This window comes from Sphingomonas parapaucimobilis NBRC 15100 (assembly GCF_000787715.1).
GTDB classification, from domain to species: domain Bacteria; phylum Pseudomonadota; class Alphaproteobacteria; order Sphingomonadales; family Sphingomonadaceae; genus Sphingomonas; species Sphingomonas parapaucimobilis.
Genome location: NZ_BBPI01000035.1, coordinates 103,246 through 120,132, shown reverse-complemented (window position 1 = coordinate 120,132; position 16,887 = coordinate 103,246). Strand labels below are relative to the sequence as shown.

The window sequence follows — 16,887 nt, the reverse complement described above, 5'->3', positions numbered from 1 at the left end:
CAGAGGATATGGTCCAGCGGGCCTACACGTATCTGGCGCGCAAGATCGCGCTGTTGCGGTCGCAGCATTACAAACGGCTGTTCCTGGGCAGCGACAACGTAATGTCGCGCGACGCCGAAATCGTTCTGGCGGACCTGCGCGATTTTTGCCGCGCGGAACAGGGGGCGTTCTCGCCTGACCCTTACGTCAATGCGCGAAATTTGGGCCGTCGGGAGGTGTTCCTGCGGCTCACTCACCACCTGAATCTCGACGAGGCCGAGGTTCGCAAGCTGATGGAGATGGACAGTGGCTTATCGTAAATTGGGCATCATGCACGCGCCGTTGATCGGTGCGGGTCTGCGTATGACGCCTCGGGAACGTCGCATGGGCCGCTTCATGCGCAGCCCGGACGGCCATGAGCAGCTGCCCGGCGGTGCGGGCGGCGATGGTGGCGCGGGCGGTCAGCCGGACGATGGCGGCGCGGGTGGGGCCGGTGGTGGAGCGTCGGACGCGCCGTGGTACGGTGCCCTGTCGGCCGACAAGCTCGACGACAAGACGCCGTCCGACGCGGACTGGATGAAGAACAAGAACTTCACCGACATGCCCGCGCTGGTGAAGTCCTATCGATCGCTGGAGGGGCGGATCGGCAAGGGCGTCGAGGTGCCCGGCGAAGGAGCGACGCCCGAGCAGATCGCCACCTATCACCGCGCGATCGGCGTGCCGGAAACGGTCGACGGCTATAAGCTGAATGTGCCCGAGGGCTGGGACGCCGACATGGCGCTGTTCGGGCCGCTGCGCGATGTCGCACTCGCAGGCGGCATGCCCGCCAGTGCGTGGGAGGCGGTAACGGACAAGGCCATGGCGAAGATCATGGACGACCATAACGCGCTGGTCGATGCGCAGAACGCCGAGCTGGCCGAATGGAAGCGCGAAGCGGGGGCGCAGGCCGACCAGAACGTGATCCTGGCGCAGCGCGGTTTCGATGCGTTCGGCTTTTCGAAGGACGAGATCCAGGCGATGCAGAGTTCGCTCGGCGCGGGCGGTACGAAGAAGATGATGGATCTCGGTCTGAAGATCGGCCGCCTGTCGGGTGAAGACGGTTTCATCGAGGGCAAGCGCGACTTTGCCGTTTCGGGCGCCGATGCGCGGGCGGCCCTGTCGGCCTTCGAGAAGGACGGGGCCAAGATCGCCAAGTTGCGCGAAAAGGACGCGGCGGTGGTCGCGGAGCATGCGCGCCTGATCGAGATGGTGACGCAAGCCGACGAGGCCGAGCGTCGACAGCGTGATGCCGCCTGACGATTATTGCCTATGGCAATAAAATGCGGCGTCGAATCTTGACGCCGCACCCCCCGTTGCGAGACAAGATTGCCAGTCAACGAGCCGTCCACCGGGGGTGCCGCAATGCGGCAGGGTGGGCGGGTCGGTGTGTCGGGGGCTTACCTGAAACGCCGCGTTGGTGCCGGACAAGGCCGCCCTCCCAGCGGTCCCCGGCCCCCGGTGTGGATGCGCCCGTCGAGCGCGAACGTCGTCGCGTCAGAGGTGGCCCGGCAACTCCGACAAGCCCTTCGCAAGCCAGGTCCAACCTAGTTTTCGGAGGGCGCGATGGGCGTTTCTTCAATCCCCGCCTCGTATTATACGAAATTTGCAAGCAGCATGCGGATGGCGCTCAATCAGCAGTCCGCGATTCTCTTGCCCAAGGCCATGCGTCAGACCGGCTCGGGCGATATGTACAAGCTCGAGAACATCGTCGGGAACGGCAAGGTCAAGAAGCGGACCACGCGAAACTCGGATGTCGTCTATGACGATCCGACGCATGACGGCGTCTGGTGCGCCATGCCGGGGCAGGACTATGACGCCGATCTGGTCGACACGCTGGACAAACTCGCCAGCGCCATCGATCTGGAAGGGGCCTATACCAAGAAGCACGCGGGCACGATCCGGCGCGGGCAGGACGGTGCATTCATCGGCGGCTTCGACGGGAATGGCGGCTTTTTCGGCAATATGCTGATGGGCAAGCGCGGCGAAGTCGTCGTGCCGTTCGCCAACGCTAATATCGTCCCGGCCAATACCGGCGCGTCGGGCCCGACCGGTATGAATATTCCGAAGGTCATCGAGGCGCGCACGTGCCTGGTCGCTGGTCACGTCGACCCCAACCAGCCGTTTTACTTCGGCGTGACGGCGGACGAGGTGAAGGACCTGTTCCAGCAGGCGCAGGTGACGAGCAGCGATTATCAGGAGGCCAATTCGATCCGCTTTTCGGCGGACGGCAAGAGCCTGCTCGGCATCATGGGGTTCGAGTTCGTCGAGATCGAGCTGAACAATCCCGACCTGCCCTGGTACGACCTGACGCGCGACGCCAACGGCTATCAGAAGAACCCCTTCTGGTCGAAGGACGGCATGTGCGCCGTCTGGTGGCAGGATGTCCAGACGAACCTCGACATCATCCCCCAGAAGCATCGTTCGGTGCAGGTGCTGACCGACCAGGTCGTGACCGCCACGCGCACCGACAATGCGCGCTGCGGCTTCGTGCTCAACAGCTGATCCGGCGCCCGGCCGCCCATGAGGCGGTCGGCACTGACCTTTTGCGCGCCGATCGCGGCGCAGGAGACAAAGAATGGCAAAGATTTTTGCTTCTCCGGTCGAGCCGATGGCGGCCGGTATCGCGGGGCCGCTGGCGCTGGGTGACGCATCGCTGCGCGGTGGCAAGATCCACAGTGTCGTCAAGATGCTGGATCTGGCGGCGCAGCCGGTGATCGCGGTCGGCGACACGATCGACTGGGGCGGGCTGCCCAAGGGCGCTGTCCCGCTGGCATCGGCGTTCAATCCGTCGGTGACGATGGGCGCGGCGACGCTCGACCTGGGCCGCCTGATCGGGGCGACGTTGAGCCCGGCGGTCTATCGTTCGCCGTCGACCTATCAGACGCCCGACGTACCCGCCTGGGGTATGAAAGCGACGGCGTTCGGCCAGTTCCAGCCCGCGTCGTGCAGGCTGGTGTCGACGGTCGCAGCGGCCGCTCTGCCCGCGACCGGCATTCTCACGCACGTCATCTTCTACACCCTGCCTCACGGCGGGTGACGGGGCGCGTGCGGGCGGCGGCCACGGTCGCCCGCACGTCGTTCCTGCGTGGCCGGGGATCATCATGGCACAGTGGAAATTCAGCGCGAACCGTGGCGCGGCGATGAAGGATGTGACGGTCGGCGCGGGTACGCCGATCGCCGGTTCGGACGGTCTGGAACTCAATGTCGACCAGACGAAAATGACGAAGGCGGAGGCGATGTCGGCGCTGGATAGCATCCGGGCGGCGTTCGCGGTCGCCAAGTGGCCCGCGCTGTAACATGACCGATTATACGTCCGTCGCGAATCTCGCGCTCCAGAAGATGGGGGCGGCCGACCGGATCGTGGCACGCGATCAGGACAGCCATGCCGCGCGGACGCTGGCCGAGGCATGGGACGATGTCCGCAAGGCGGCGATCCGTGGCGGCAAGAAAGCGCCGCGCTGGAATTGTTTCGAGCGGTACAGCGAGACGCCCGCGCGCGCGATCACGCCGTTCAAGCCGCTCCCCTATGGCTGGGCGGCCGCCTATCCCATGCCCGACGGCGCGCTGCGCCTGGCAGAGATCGTCTATCCGACCGGGGCGGCCGAGGGTCGGTGGAAATTCGCGGACAATGAGGTTCTGCTGAAGGACAGCGGCCCGCTCAAGGCGTGGTGGCTGTTCGACAATGACGAGCCGGCCACCTGGGACGCGCTGTTCGTCGAGACGTTCGCGGCGCTGCTCGCCTATCAGTGCGCGGACAGCATCACCGGGGATCGTGGCCGCAAACAGGATTGCTGGGCCGAATATCAGGCCAATCTTGCGGCGGCCGCCAAGGTCGACGCCACGGAAAACCCGCCCGTCGAGCCGGTCGAAGACGACTGGGTCATGGCGCGGTTTCGCTGATGGTTCATCAGACGCCCGCAACGACGAGCTGGAACGGTGGCGAGCTGTCGCCGCTGATGGTCGGTCGTGTCGATACCTCGATCTACCAGATCGCGGCCGAGCGGATGGAGAATTTCGTCCCCTGCATCGAGGGGCCGCTCCAGAAATGCCCCGGCTTCGAACGGATCAGGGCGGCGGCCGATACTGCCAGTTGGATGTTGCGGTTCGTCTTCAACCTGACGCAGTCCTATGCGCTGGAATGCAGCGACCAGCGCATCCGCTTCTACACCAATGGCGGACGGATCGAGGCAGGCGCGACATCGCCCTATGAAGTCGTCGTGCCCTATCGCGCTGGGGAGTGGCCGCGTGTCAGCACGCATCCGCGCTTCGACCGGATCTATATGGCGCATGGCAGCTATGCCCCGGCCGCTCTGACCCGCACGGGGGCGACCACGTTCGATTATGCGCCGCTCACGTTGGTCAACGGTCCGTTCGGCGACAGCAACAGCGACCAGTCGCGTACGCTGACCGTTGTCGGTGACTTCGCGGTGGGTGGCGTGGTGACGATCAACAGCGCTGTGGCGATCTTCGCGGCCGGTCATGCAGGCGCGCTGTTTCAGGTCGAGGCACAGGATTTTTCGGATGTGCAGGCGTGGAGCGTGGGACTGAACGGCATCACCCCCGGCACGCTGCGCCGTTCGGACGGCAAGGTTTATGAGGCGGTCGAGGGCACGCGGACCGGCACTATCGCCCCCACGCATGAGGAAGGCGCGGAGTGGGACGGAGACAAGACCGGCAAGGACATCAACGACAAGGGGCCTTACGGCGTCAAATGGGCCTATCTGCACGACCGCTTCGGCATCGTTCGGCTGACCGAGATTGTCAGCGCGACCCAGGCAAAGGCGGTCGTCATCCGCCGCGTGCCGGGTAGCCTTGCCACGGTGCCGAGCTGGCGCTGGTCGCACGGGGCGTTCAGCGCGGCCGAGGGCTGGCCCGATCTGGTTTTCATCCGGGACGAACGGCTGTGCTTCTACAAGGGCTTTGACCGCTATTCCTCGGTCGTCGGCGATTATCGCAACTTTCAGGCCTATACCTCCAGCGGTTACACGACGGCCGACCTGGCGTTTCGGTATCGGATCGACGCCGAGAACCCGCCGCTCTGGGTCCGCGCCGATCGCGACGGCGAGGTGATCGGCACCGCAAGCGGTGAATATGCGATCGTGCCGATCAACCCGCAGGCGGGTGTCGCCGGGGGCAACATCAAGTCGGTCAAGCAGTCGCGTTATGGCTGTGCGGCCGTGTGGCCCGAGGAGCCGGGAGCGACAGTGGTCTATGTCCAGCGCGGTGCCAAGCAATTGCGCGAAGCGGCGTTCGACTTCGGCTCCGACCGGTATCAGTCCGCGAATATCAATCGCTGGGCGCGGCACATTGCCAAGCCCGGCCTAATCCAGCTCGGCCATCAGGCGATACCGGAGGAACTGCTGTTCGGTGTCCGCAGGGACGGCGTCCTCGTTTTTCGCAGCTATGACCCCGAGCAGGAGGTGAAGGGCTTCGCGCGGCGCGTTCTGGGGCAGGGCGGCCGAGTGCTCTCCGCCGTCGCCATCCCCAGCGAAGACGGGTCGCTGGATGAAATCTGGGCGCTTTGCCAGTGGGGCGGCGTCAAGTCGGTCCAGCGCATGGCCGATTGGTGGGAGGTCGGCACCGACGTCATCGACTCGTTCTTCGTCGACGACGGGTTCACCGTGCTGCTGGATCAGCCTAGCACGACCATTCCCGTACCCAGCTGGCTCGCCGGGGTGGAAGTCACGATTCTCGCCGATGGCGGTGTCTGTCCGCGCCAGACGGTCGCGGCGGGTGGGCAACTGACGATCGGCTATCCGGCGCGGCGCTGGACGGTCGGCCGGGGATACCGCGCAGCATGCAAGATGCTGCGCCCCGAGGTCCGTGATCCGACGGGGCAGACGGCACAGGGCAAGCGGAAGCGGCTGGTCAACGTCATCGCGCGGTTGCTCGAAACCTCCGGCCTGAAGATCAACGCGGGGAGCCGGGACCAGATCGTCCTCGATCGGCCGACCTCGGCGCGCATGGATGCGCCGGAACCGCTGTTTACCGGCGATACGGAAGGGGTTTCGGTCGGTGGCGACTGGGGCACCGAGGCCCCCTACACCATCATCTCGGACGATCCCCGGCCAGCATTCATCATCATGGCGATGCCCCGCATCGAGGTGTCCGAGCGATGAGCGTCATCTTTCGTCCATTCTTCTGGTTCGACGCGGTCGAGATCGCCGTGCAGCCCAGCCAATGGATTCAGGCCGGTATCGATGCCCGGACAATGAGCGAGGACGAGGCACGCGACCTTGCCAAGCGTGGCACGGCCTGGACGGCAATCGGCATGGATGGTCGCATCCTGTGCTGTGCGGGCATCGCCGAGATGTTCGCAGGCCGCCAAGGGACCGCCTGGGCGATGCTGGCGGCGGATCTCGGTGTCGCACAGCATCTGGCGATTACGCGCTTCGCGCGGGCGAAGATCGAAGCCAGCCCGCTGATCCGCGTCGAGAGCCTGATCAGCGATGATCCCAGCGGCCGTTGCGCGAAATGGGCGCGCGCGGTCGGGCTGGAGCTGGAGGCCACCCTGGCATGCTGGGGAGCCGCCAGTGAGACGGTGTTTCTGTATCGGAGGATTGCGCCATGCAGGCCGTAGGCAAGGTCATCGAGGGCTCGTCCTATCTCCAGCAGGGCAAATACAATCAGGCCATTGCGGATAGGAACGCACTGGCGGCGGAGAGTGACGCGGCCGCGCAGGTCGATGTCAGCCGTGAGCAGCTTCGCAAGACCATGGGCGAGCAACTGGTCCAACAGGGTGCATCGGCCATGGAAATGGGTACCGGCAGCGCCGTCGACCAGCTCATGGACAGTCAAGTTAATGGGATGCTCGATGCCATGGCGATCCGGCGTCAGGGGCGCACTCAGGGCGAAGCATATCGACAGCAGGGTGTGCTCGCCAAGATGCAGGCGAAAACCCAAGCCACGGCCAGCTATTTCGGTGCGGCCAAGGCGCTGACCGACCAAATGACCAGCTATGCGGGCGGGGCGGGCTGATGGCGGCCGGACTGTACGAACGGCAGGTCGCGCAGGGGCGCACGGCCTCGCTCGACATGGCGAGCCCGGACGCGTTCGGGGCGAATGTCGGGCGTTCGATCAGCGATCTGGGGGAATCGGTCGACCGTTACCAGCAGATGGAACGGCGGTTGCAGCGCAACGAGGACAGCGCTGCGGCGGGCAAATCCTTTGCCGATTATCGCCTGGCGGCCAGCGGCGCGATCAAGGACATGCGCGTCAACGCCCAGCCGGGCGGTGCGGGTCATGCGGAGGCGGTGAAGTCGTATCTGGCCCAGCAGGGTCAGGCGCTGCTCGATGGCGTTACTGATCCGCATGTTCGTCGCCAGCTTGACGAGCAAATGGCCTCGTTCAACACGGGGCTGATCGACAGCGAAGATACATGGCAGCGCGGTCAGCGTGTCGCGAAGCTGGGAAGCGACGAGAAGGAGGCGGCGCAGACGGGGTTCGCCCGGATCGCCACGGCCGGATCGCTGGCCGATGCGCAGCGGGCGATCGGCGAGGAACGCGCGGCCGGTCATGCGCGGATCGATGGCTATGATGGCCTGAACGCCGACCAGAAAGCGGCGCTGCTCCGGGACTTCGATCAGGGATTGGCCCGTACAACGCTGGCGATGGTCGTCCGCACCGATCCGGCGGTTGCCAAAGGCATGCTCGCGCAGGGCGGGTTCAGCAATCTGCCTGCCGAGGAAATCGAGCAGGGCTATCGTGCGATCGGCGTGGAGGAGCGCCGCCAGCAGGCGATCGCCGAACATCAGGCGGCCTTGGCGAAGGCGGCCACCCGCGAACAGCTCTCCACCTTCGATGCTCGGGTTTCATCGGGCGAGGATATTCCCGACAAGGATTTCACCCAGGCCGAGCAACTGGCGCGCAGCATCGGCGACGATAGCGGCGTGGTGCGAATCCACACGGCCCGGATCAAGTCGGGCGTCAATCGCCAGACGCAAGGGTGGACGCCGCAGCAATATCAGACGGAAATCCAGCGTCTTCGCGCCAAGGGCCAGAAGCGGACGCCCGACGAAGACATATATCTCAACCAGATCGAGGCCATCGCCCCGCACCGGACGGCCGAGTTCCGCAACGATCCGGGCAGTTGGGCCGCGCTCAACGGTAATCCGCCCCCGGCCTTGGTGCAGGGCAACGCGGCATCCTATGCGCGCCGTCGTGAGTGGCAGGCCAGCGTGTCGAAGACGACGGGCCAGCCGACGCCGTTCCTCCAGCCGCAGGAAGTCGAAACCTTTCGCGCGCAGATGGACGAAAGTCCGCGCGCGCGTATCGATGTCGCCAACCAGCTCGCAACCTTTGGCGGCATGACGGCAGTGCAGGCGGCGCGGCAGGTCGCGCCCAATGATCCGATGCTGGCCCGCCTGGTCGTCCTGCAGCCGGGCGACCGTGCGGCGGTGTCCAACGGTGCCGAGGCGCGCAAGGCGCGGCCGCAACTGGTCGATGGCAAGGCTGGCGCCATCGCACAGGATTTGTTCAACAAGCGGGTCGGTCCGGCGACGATGCTGATGGGGCAGGGCGATGTCGCGGCCGCATTCGACATCGCCCGGAATCTCTATGCCGATTATGCAGTCAAGCGCGGCATTCAAGAGTTCGAGCCCGAGCTTTGGAACGCGTTTGTCCACCGCTCGCTGGGTGGCACGCGCGATGCGCAAGGCCACTTTTTCGGCGGTATCGGTAGCTGGGGCGGGACCAACATTCTGTTGCCGCCCAAGCTCAACCAGGGCCAATTTGAGGCGGTCATGAGCCGTATGGCGTGGAAGCCGGACCAGCCCAACGCCCCGGCCTGGCGCAACGGCACGCCGATGACCCCGGCCGATGTCCGCAAATATACGCCGGTTGCCCGACCCGATGGCCGATATGAGTTCCATGGCCCCGGTAACGTCGTGCTTCGGACGAAATCGGGGGCGGTCTGGTCGCTCGACATCGGGGCGCTCGGTGCGCGGTATCTGCCGTGAGCGATCGTCGTTCCTCCGTCTTCCTCGACAACCGGCCGGATAGTCGCAAGTCCGGCCAGGCCCCCGACGCGCCGCCCGCGCCCGTGTCGCTGGGTGAAATCGCGTCCGCGCAATGGACACTGGGCCGTCAGGATTTCATGGGTGCGCCACAACAGGCCGAGATGGACGCCTATGGTCCGATCGTCACCGCACTGGGCAAGCGCCGTCCCGCAAGCTGGTGGGACATGCTGGGCGGCCATAATCGCTATGTCCAAGTCGGCCAGCGGTCCGCCGCGATCAATTCGGACAACGTCTGGGCCGATGTGCAAGCGGAGCGTGAGCGCGACCCGGATTTCCTGAAAGACATTCCCGCCAAGAACGGGGCCGAATTCACCCAATGGGTCCAGCGCGAGGAACTGCGTCGTCGTCGGGCGGCGCAGGGCGTCGTCGCGCGCGAATCGGGCATCGGGCAGAAGGCATTCGGTTTCGGTGTCGGGATGGCGACGGGGCTGGTCGACCCGATCAATCTCAGTGCCATGGTGCTGACGGGCGGCAGCGGCGCTGCGCCGACCATCTGGCGGGGAATGGCCCGTGAGGCGCTGATCAACGGTGCAATCGAGGGCGTCGAGATGCCCCAGATCATGAGCAACCGGGCGGCATTTGGCGAGGACATGAGCGCGGGTGATGTCGCGTTGGACATCGGCATGGCGCTGGCCGGTGGCGCGGCGTTCCATGCCGGGGGCCGTGCGATCGGCGCGGGCGCGCGCGCGGCCGCCGCCAGCCCGGCGGGTCGCGCGGCCGGACGGGCGATGACACCGCTGGCGCTGCGCATGGCCGAGCTGCGCAATGCCAGCGACATTGATGTTGTCCGCGCTTTCGCCGATGCCGTGCCCGCCGAATATCGCACACCCGACCAGCAGGCGGCGATCCACGTCGTCGAGCGCGAGGCGGACATCGATGCGAGCAATCCGTTCGTGCGCAACGCGGCTGGTGACGACGAACATGCGTCGCGGCTGGAGGCTGCGTTGCGGGCGATGCTGGCCCCCGACGCCGCGCGCGGCACGCTGGCGGCGTCGACTGCGCTTTCCAGCGGTACGGCGGTGCCCTTCACGCCGCGCGCGCTGCCAGCAGCGAGGCCGAACCTGTCGCCTGACCGGGTCATTCGGTTCGTCATCAACGATCTGGAGGGCGGTGCGCAGGTCGTGCGCTATGGCGCGGCGGACGGCGGCACCACGAAGTATGGGATTGCGGCCAAGTTCAATCCCGGCGTCGATGTCGCCAATTTGAGCGAGGGGCAGGCGGCGGCCATCGCCCGTCGCAAATACTGGTTTCCCGAGCTGGACCGCGCAGATCCGCGCGTGGCGGCCGTCGCGTTCGACGCGGGCTATATCGCCGGTCCCAAGGTCGGCAAGCGCATCCTGGCGGAAAGCGGGGGCGATCCGGCCAAGGCGCTGGCGCTGTATCGCCAGCATCTTGAGCATGTCGCGGACACGGTCGCGGGCAAGGCCAAGTATCGGAATGGCTGGCGCAAGCGGGTCGACAGGCTGGAGCGCATGACCGGCGCCAGCGGCGAGCGAGTCCAGTTGGAGCCCCTGGGCTTCGCAGCGGATGCGGCCGACGATGTCGCCGTCGCGCAGCGGGCGCTCGATCAGGCGACGATGGACGCCGAGTTGGCGGCGGCCGAGCGCGCCCGAGTGGAGCCGGACATTGCCGAACGCGATGCGGCTCCGGAGGATATGAGCGCAGGTGAGGGCTCGGCCGTCATGGAGATGGGTGAGCCTTCCCAGATCGATTCCGTGCCGCCGCCCGTAGCGCCGATCGATCCAGAGGCGCGAGCGGCCGTCCGTCGTTATATCGCGGATACGCGGGGATCGCTGCAACCCGCCAAGATCGCCAAGGCGCTCGGGTTGGTCGAGGACGACGCGGCCCGAATCGTTGAGGCGTTGGCGGCCGATCCGCGGGGCGGCCTGGTGCGGCAGGGTAAGGCCGGTCGGATCATCCGCCGCCCGGTGCGGCGTGCCCCGATCGATCTGTTCCGTTTCATCGCCGATCGCGGCGGTCTGCGCGATGACGAGGGGCATAGCCTCATTGCGGGCCGTGGCCTGGATCGCTTCGTGCCTGGTGCGGGTCCGCTGTTTCGTGAAGGCGGCATGTCGCTGGACCGCGCGCGCGAGCTGGCGGCGGAGGCGGGCTATTTTCATGACCGGGCGCCCGACGATGCGATGGCATCAACGACCACCGACGATTTCATCGAGCTTTTGCAGCGTGCGGACCGCGATCCGGTCTACACGCTCGCGGATCTGGAGGCGGTCACCGATCGCGAGGCCCGCGCTGCGGCCAGTGAGCAGGCGGCGATGGTGCGCAGCCATATCGATGCGCGCTTGACCGAGCATGGATTTTCGTTCGACCGCGACCAGACCAGCCGCGCGGCCGCACTGATGATCGAACGCGACATGGAGCCCGATGAGGCGATCCGTGCCGTGGTCAATCAGGACATTGCCGAGGCGCTTGACGACGCCCGCATGGAGGCAGACAGTGACCGCTATGACCTTCTCGCCGACGACTTCCAAGCCATCGCCGATGCCGACCGAGGCATTGACGGCGATCGCCTCGGACGCGCAGTTGACGGCACAGACGAGGGCCAAGGCGGCGCGGGCGTTGGCGAACCTCGCGGCGCTGGAGAAGGCGGCGCTGCCCTCGACGAACGGCAAGCCAGCGGCCTAGCCGGTCCCGCCCCGCTCGACGACGTTCGCGGGCGGGCTTTCGATGATCCGGACGGGCCGGGCGCGGTCGCCCTGGTCGATAGCCTGATCCACGACCTGCGCGCGCAGCTCGACGAGGTGCTTCCCTATGATCCGGCCCAACGGGAGTTTCGTTCGCTTTCGCCGGTCGGAACGTCCCGCGTCATGGATATTGCGGCGGCCCGTCGGGAGGCTCTGGGGCAAGCCTACAAGCTGAAGCTGGGCGATGCGCTGTATGAGCGCATTCTGGCCTATGAAGGCGGCGATGCCGAGTTCGGCCCCATCCGGATCGTGGAGGGGCATCCGGAGACATTGGAGCAGGCGCACGGTTCGACCGCCCGCACAGATTTCCGCATCGACGATCAAGGCGTCGAGCGGAGCCTTCGTGACATTCTGGATGAGATCGACGCGGACGATGCGGCGATCAAGGCTGCGAGGAATTGCCTGTGAGCTTGGGTGTCTGCATTCCGGGCATGGTCGAGCGCGGGGAAATCACCCCGACCAAGGGCGAGGAAATGGCGCGCCTGTTCGACACGCTGGAACAGGATTTCCGTCGCCAGTTTGGCGATCAGGCGGCCGCCGCGATGGCGACGGACGCGGCGCTGGCGACCATGGAGCGGGAGGCGCTGCGCAAGAAGCGGTTGGCGCTGGGGCAGGTGCAGGCGCAGAAGCGTATGCTGGTCGACATGGGCGGCTTTGCCGGGCGCGATCCGATGGCGGCGGGTCCGCTCGATCCGCGCGCGGCCGTCGCGTTGTTCGACCGCGACGGCCGCGCGGGCTATTCCAACGTCGAGGGGCGGCGCAAGGCGATCCGTGCGCGGGCGTTCGGCATGATCGACGGTCTGTTGGCCCGCCATCATACCGACCCGCTCGGGCGCATCCGGAACAAGGCCGAACTAGGCGATCTGGTACGCGAGCTGTTCGGTGAGGATAGCGGCAATCTGTCGGCGCGCGAGCTGGCGACCGCGTGGACCGACGCGGCGGAGATGCTGCGGCAGCGCTTCAACGCGGCCGGGGGCGCGATCGGCAAATTGGAAGGCTGGGGCCTGCCCCAAGCGCATGACACGCGGGCGATCCGCGCGGCGGGCTATGAAAGCTGGCGCAATGCGATCCTGCCCGGCCTCGACCGGCAGCGAATGGTCGATGATCGCACCGGCCTGCCATTCAGCGACGGCGGGCTTGAGCTGGCGCTGCGCGACGTTTTCGAGACGATCCGCACCGAGGGATGGAACAAGCGGTCGGCGGGGCAGGCGGGCGGCAAGAGCCTCGCCAATTCGCGGGCCGATCATCGTTTCCTGATCTTCAAGTCGGCCGACGCCTGGATGGATTATCAGGATGCGTTCGGGGTCGGTACGGCGTTCGATGCCATGACCGGCCATATCGACGGCATGGCCCGCGACATCGCGATGATGGAGATCCTCGGGCCGAACCCGGCCGCCTCCGTCCGCTGGCTGAAGGATACGCTGGAAAGGCAGGCGGCACTCGATACCGCGCCCGACAGCCGCGCGGTCGACCGCGCATTCGGGGCGACGCGCAAGATCGATCGTCTGTACGACGAAATCACGGGCGCGGCCGGGCGGCCGGAGAATCGGACCATGGCGCTGGCATTCTCGTCCGTCCGGTCGCTCCAGACGGCCGCGAAACTGGGTTCCGCGACACTGTCCGCCGTTACCGACGTGGCATTCCAGGGGATGACGCGGCGCTTCAATGGCCTCGCCAGCACGACCATTCTCCCCGGCTATGTGAAGATGTTTCGGCCGGGCGCGGTTGCGGATCAGCGGCAGGCGGTGCGATTGCTCGGGATCGCCGATGAATGGTCCAAGCGCGCTGGCGCGCAGCAGCGCATTCTCGGGGAGGAATTGACCGGCGATGTCGCGCGGCGGCTGGCGGAAGGGACGTTGCGCGTCTCCGGTCTGTCTCGCTGGACCGAGGCGGGCCGCTGGGCCTTTGGGATGGAGTTCCTGGGCCATATTACCGATCAGGTCGACCGCCCCTATGCGCAGCTGAATTCCGCCTTCCGGGGCGCTCTTGATCGCTATGGCATTAATGCGGCCGGATGGGACTCCATTCGGAAGACGCCGCTGGAGCGGGATCGCGGCGCGTTCTGGCTGAAGCCCGATATGGTCGAGGATCGCGAGCTGGGCGACCGGCTGTATGAAATGATCCTGTCGGAAACCGACTATGCGGTGCCGACGGCGGATCTCCGGACGCGCGCGCTGGTCAACTCGGTCGCGCCCAAGGGTAATTTCTTCGGCGAGATGGTCCGTTCGGCCGCGCTTTTCAAAGGCTTCGGCATATCGCTGCTCATCATGCAGGGGCGCCGGATCATGGACATGAGCGGCTGGAGCAATCGTGCACTCTACTCCGGCGGCCTGGTGCTAACCACCACGCTGATGGGTGGCCTTGTGCTCCAGCTGAAGGCGTTGGCGGGGGGCAAGGATCCGCGCCCGATGGACGATCAGAAGTTCTGGGGCGCGGCCGTCCTACAGGGGGGTGGCTTCGGCATCTTCGGCGATTTCCTCCAGTCCACCACCAATCGGTTCGACGGCGGTTTTGCCGGAACGCTGGCCGGGCCGCTGGCCGGAGACGCGCAGAAGCTGGCCGAGCTGGGTCAGCCGGTCGCGGATGTTTTGACTGGCACCCGCGCCGATCTGGCAGAAAAGCATCTGGCGGCGACGCCGTGGAAGGCGGCGCGGCTGGCGCGTGCAGAATTGCCGGGAGGGTCGCTCTGGTATGCGCGGCTCGCCTTCGACCGGATGCTGACCGACCAGATCCAGGCGGCGATCGACCCAAACTACACGCAAAGCTGGTCGCGCATGGAGAAGCGCGCGCGCGATCAGCGGACCAATTTTTGGTGGGCTCCGGGCGATATGATTCCTGATCGCTCCCCGGAACTGAGCAATGTGTATCTGAACGAAGGAGCCGACCAATGACCGTCGCGAAGCTGCCCCGTGTGAACGAATATCAGGGTGTTGCGGGGCCCATGGCCTTTGCGATCAAGTTTCAATTTCTTGCGAGCGCAGACATTTCGGTTTCGTTGCGCGATCCGGCAGGCGTCGAACAAGCGCCATCGGCAGGCGCTTTCATCATCTCGGGCGGTAATGGCGCAACCGGTCAGGTAAGCTTTACCGGCTCAACGGCCGGTTACACCGTCGTGATCCGTGGCCGGACCGAGATAAGCCAGAAAACCGAATATCCATACGGCAACAATTTTCCCTCCGCGAATCATGAGCGCGCAGTGGATCGTGCCGCTATGATTGATCAGGAGCAGCAGGATCAGATCGACGAAACGAAGCGCCGGGCGCTGATGGTACCTGCGGGCTCTGATGTCGGTGACATCCGACCGGAACCGCAAACGGTCATCGCATTCGACGACAATCGTGTCCCGTATCCGCGCCCGATTGGTAGTTTTCCAGTCGGTCCGAGCGGGCCAGCCAACAGTACCTTCACGCAGCTCGCCCAGCTCAAAGCCGCAGATCCGACGAACGGCAGCTTCATCCGCGCGGACGCCACCAACCCCGGCACCTACACCCTGGTGCAGGGCGATTTCAGCGCTGATGCGAACGATCTTGACGTCGTCGCGCTCGCAGGCGTGCCAACCAACCAGGCGGCCGCTGTCCAGGACACCTCGCTCTATGTTCCAACTTTCGACAAGCTGTCCAGGACGATCGTCGGTCAAGCATATGATGCGATCGAAACCGGCGGCTATGACACAAAGGGTATCGGCGGTGGTCGTTACAATCGGCTGACCGGCGCCGGTCCGTTCATCGCCACGCGCTGGCGTCGGCAGTCGCGCAATGGTCAGTGGTTCGAAAAAGACGAGCGGGTTACCGATGTCACTCATTTCGGTGCGAAGGGTGATGGTTCGGACAGCACGGCCGCAATGCTGGCCGCGTTCGCCTGGTTGAACGAACGAGAGGGCCGCACGCTCAACGTTCCACGCGGATCCTTTGTTTTTTCTCAGGATCTGCGCGTTACCAGTCACTTCGCCTCGATCATCGGCGAAGGAAAATCGGCCTCAATGTTGTCGGGGCGACAAGGCGCGAAGATCGTTCTCGGCACTGCGATCATCACTGGTTATGAGCCGGACGGTCGGCCCATTCGAACCGCCGATGGTAAAGTTCTATTTCCGCGTCTGCATGGTATTGGCGTCAAACCCGATGGTGCGACTTCCCAGAAGTGCATTTATTTAGAGAATTGCGACAACGCACTGCTTTCCGAACTGGACGTCGGTCCCTTCAGCATATCAAACAATGCTATCGTCGATGGTATTTCGACAAATTGGGTCCAATGGACCAGCCTCGAGCACGTCTTCACCAACGTCAACAACTTTGCGCTCGACATCAATTTGAAGTGGGAAACCGACGAAAACGAAGACCACTTTTTCATCAACGCCTGTCAGCTATATATCGGTAAGCAGCCTTCTATCGGCGCGATACCGGCGTGCATTCGCATTTTGCGCGAGCCCAATAGATCGGCGCCGTTCTGGAACTTCCACATTTTCGGACGAACGCATTTTCTGGGCTGGAAGGCGGCCGACAATCCGGTGCCCGGCGGTCCGATCGACACCAGCGGTATCCAACTCCAGAGCCCAAACGACGGAGGCATCCACGGAACGCTCGCAGGCTTTTCGATTGATGAATGCTTTTTCGAGGATGTGACATATCCAATCGATATGAAGAGAAAGCTCGGCGACGGTGCGAACGAAGGATGTTCTCTGAAGGTTAGCAACACGACGTTCATGCGTGGCGCTATCGCAATATGGGGTCGAGATTCGACCAAGCAATTCGTCGCACTGGATGGTTGCGAATTCGTGGATATGTCGGCTGTCGTCGAAAAAGTAACTTTGAATGCTGGCAACAGAAATAGGCGACACAATACGCCGATATTCGATACCGAGGGTTTCTTTGGTAAGCATCGCTACGTATACTTAGACAGCATGGAAGGTGTGACTTGGTATGCCGAAGGTGTCGCCACAGTTACATCGGGCGCGACGGAAGTATCCATCTCCTACGCTCTATCGGCCCAGTATGGATATGAAGTCGTAACGGATCTCTTGGTGCCAAATTGGGCAACGTCCGTAGGCATGGACAATCCAACGCCGACCAGCGCGACAATACGGTTCGGTACAGCCGCGCCCACCGGCGCGCGGGTCCGCTGGCGCGTCAAAATTTCTTGATCGGAGCGAAAGT

General features: G+C 64.9%; 13 protein-coding genes. All 13 read left to right on the top strand.

Annotated elements, in window-relative coordinates:
* Nucleotides 1–8 precede the first annotated feature (8 nt).
* The 13 genes from SP5_RS07040 to SP5_RS06975 all read left to right on the top strand — a co-directional run bounded on the left by SP5_RS07040 (nt 9) and on the right by SP5_RS06975 (nt 16,874).
* A complete protein-coding gene (locus SP5_RS07040; RefSeq protein WP_042486098.1) occupies nt 9–299 on the top strand; it encodes a Bbp19 family protein in 291 nt (96 codons plus the stop codon).
* A gap of 64 nt (nt 300–363) precedes the next feature.
* Nucleotides 364–1,275 (top strand): hypothetical protein, encoded by a 912-nt coding sequence (locus tag SP5_RS07035; protein WP_157013617.1) that lies wholly within the window; start codon nt 364–366, stop codon nt 1,273–1,275.
* A 306-nt stretch (nt 1,276–1,581) separates the two neighbouring features.
* The gene (locus tag SP5_RS07030; RefSeq protein WP_281177312.1) at nt 1,582–2,520 is read left to right on the top strand and encodes a phage capsid protein; all 939 of its coding nucleotides are present in this window, start codon (nt 1,582–1,584) and stop codon (nt 2,518–2,520) included.
* A 73-nt stretch (nt 2,521–2,593) separates the two neighbouring features.
* Nucleotides 2,594–3,055: a hypothetical protein gene (locus SP5_RS07025; RefSeq protein WP_042486089.1), complete on the top strand. Its 462-nt coding sequence runs from the start codon at nt 2,594–2,596 to the stop codon at nt 3,053–3,055.
* Between the two features lie 64 nt (nt 3,056–3,119).
* On the top strand, nt 3,120–3,314 hold the full coding sequence (locus tag SP5_RS07020; RefSeq protein ID WP_042486086.1) for a hypothetical protein: 195 nt from the start codon (nt 3,120–3,122) through the stop codon (nt 3,312–3,314).
* 1 nt (nt 3,315) lies between these two features.
* A complete protein-coding gene (locus SP5_RS18475; protein WP_052811445.1) occupies nt 3,316–3,918 on the top strand; it encodes a phage connector family protein in 603 nt (200 codons plus the stop codon).
* The gene (locus tag SP5_RS07005; RefSeq protein WP_042486078.1) at nt 3,918–6,137 is read left to right on the top strand and encodes a phage tail protein; all 2,220 of its coding nucleotides are present in this window, start codon (nt 3,918–3,920) and stop codon (nt 6,135–6,137) included. The genes SP5_RS18475 and SP5_RS07005 overlap by 1 nt, the downstream gene beginning before the upstream one ends.
* On the top strand, nt 6,134–6,598 hold the full coding sequence (locus tag SP5_RS07000; protein ID WP_042486073.1) for a hypothetical protein: 465 nt from the start codon (nt 6,134–6,136) through the stop codon (nt 6,596–6,598). The genes SP5_RS07005 and SP5_RS07000 overlap by 4 nt, the downstream gene beginning before the upstream one ends.
* A complete protein-coding gene (locus SP5_RS18470; RefSeq protein WP_052811444.1) occupies nt 6,586–6,996 on the top strand; it encodes a hypothetical protein in 411 nt (136 codons plus the stop codon). The genes SP5_RS07000 and SP5_RS18470 overlap by 13 nt, the downstream gene beginning before the upstream one ends.
* Complete coding sequence (locus tag SP5_RS06990; protein WP_042486070.1) at nt 6,996–8,975, top strand: hypothetical protein; 1,980 nt, start codon at nt 6,996–6,998, stop codon at nt 8,973–8,975. The genes SP5_RS18470 and SP5_RS06990 overlap by 1 nt, the downstream gene beginning before the upstream one ends.
* Nucleotides 8,972–12,145: a glycosyl hydrolase 108 family protein gene (locus SP5_RS06985; RefSeq protein WP_042486067.1), complete on the top strand. Its 3,174-nt coding sequence runs from the start codon at nt 8,972–8,974 to the stop codon at nt 12,143–12,145. The genes SP5_RS06990 and SP5_RS06985 overlap by 4 nt, the downstream gene beginning before the upstream one ends.
* Entirely contained in the window at nt 12,142–14,628 is a 2,487-nt protein-coding gene (locus SP5_RS06980; protein WP_157013615.1) for a hypothetical protein, read from the top strand. Before SP5_RS06985 ends, SP5_RS06980 begins: the two co-directional genes overlap by 4 nt.
* Nucleotides 14,625–16,874, top strand: coding sequence for a hypothetical protein (locus SP5_RS06975; RefSeq protein WP_042486061.1), 2,250 nt, complete (start codon nt 14,625–14,627; stop codon nt 16,872–16,874). Before SP5_RS06980 ends, SP5_RS06975 begins: the two co-directional genes overlap by 4 nt.
* Nucleotides 16,875–16,887 lie beyond the last annotated feature (13 nt).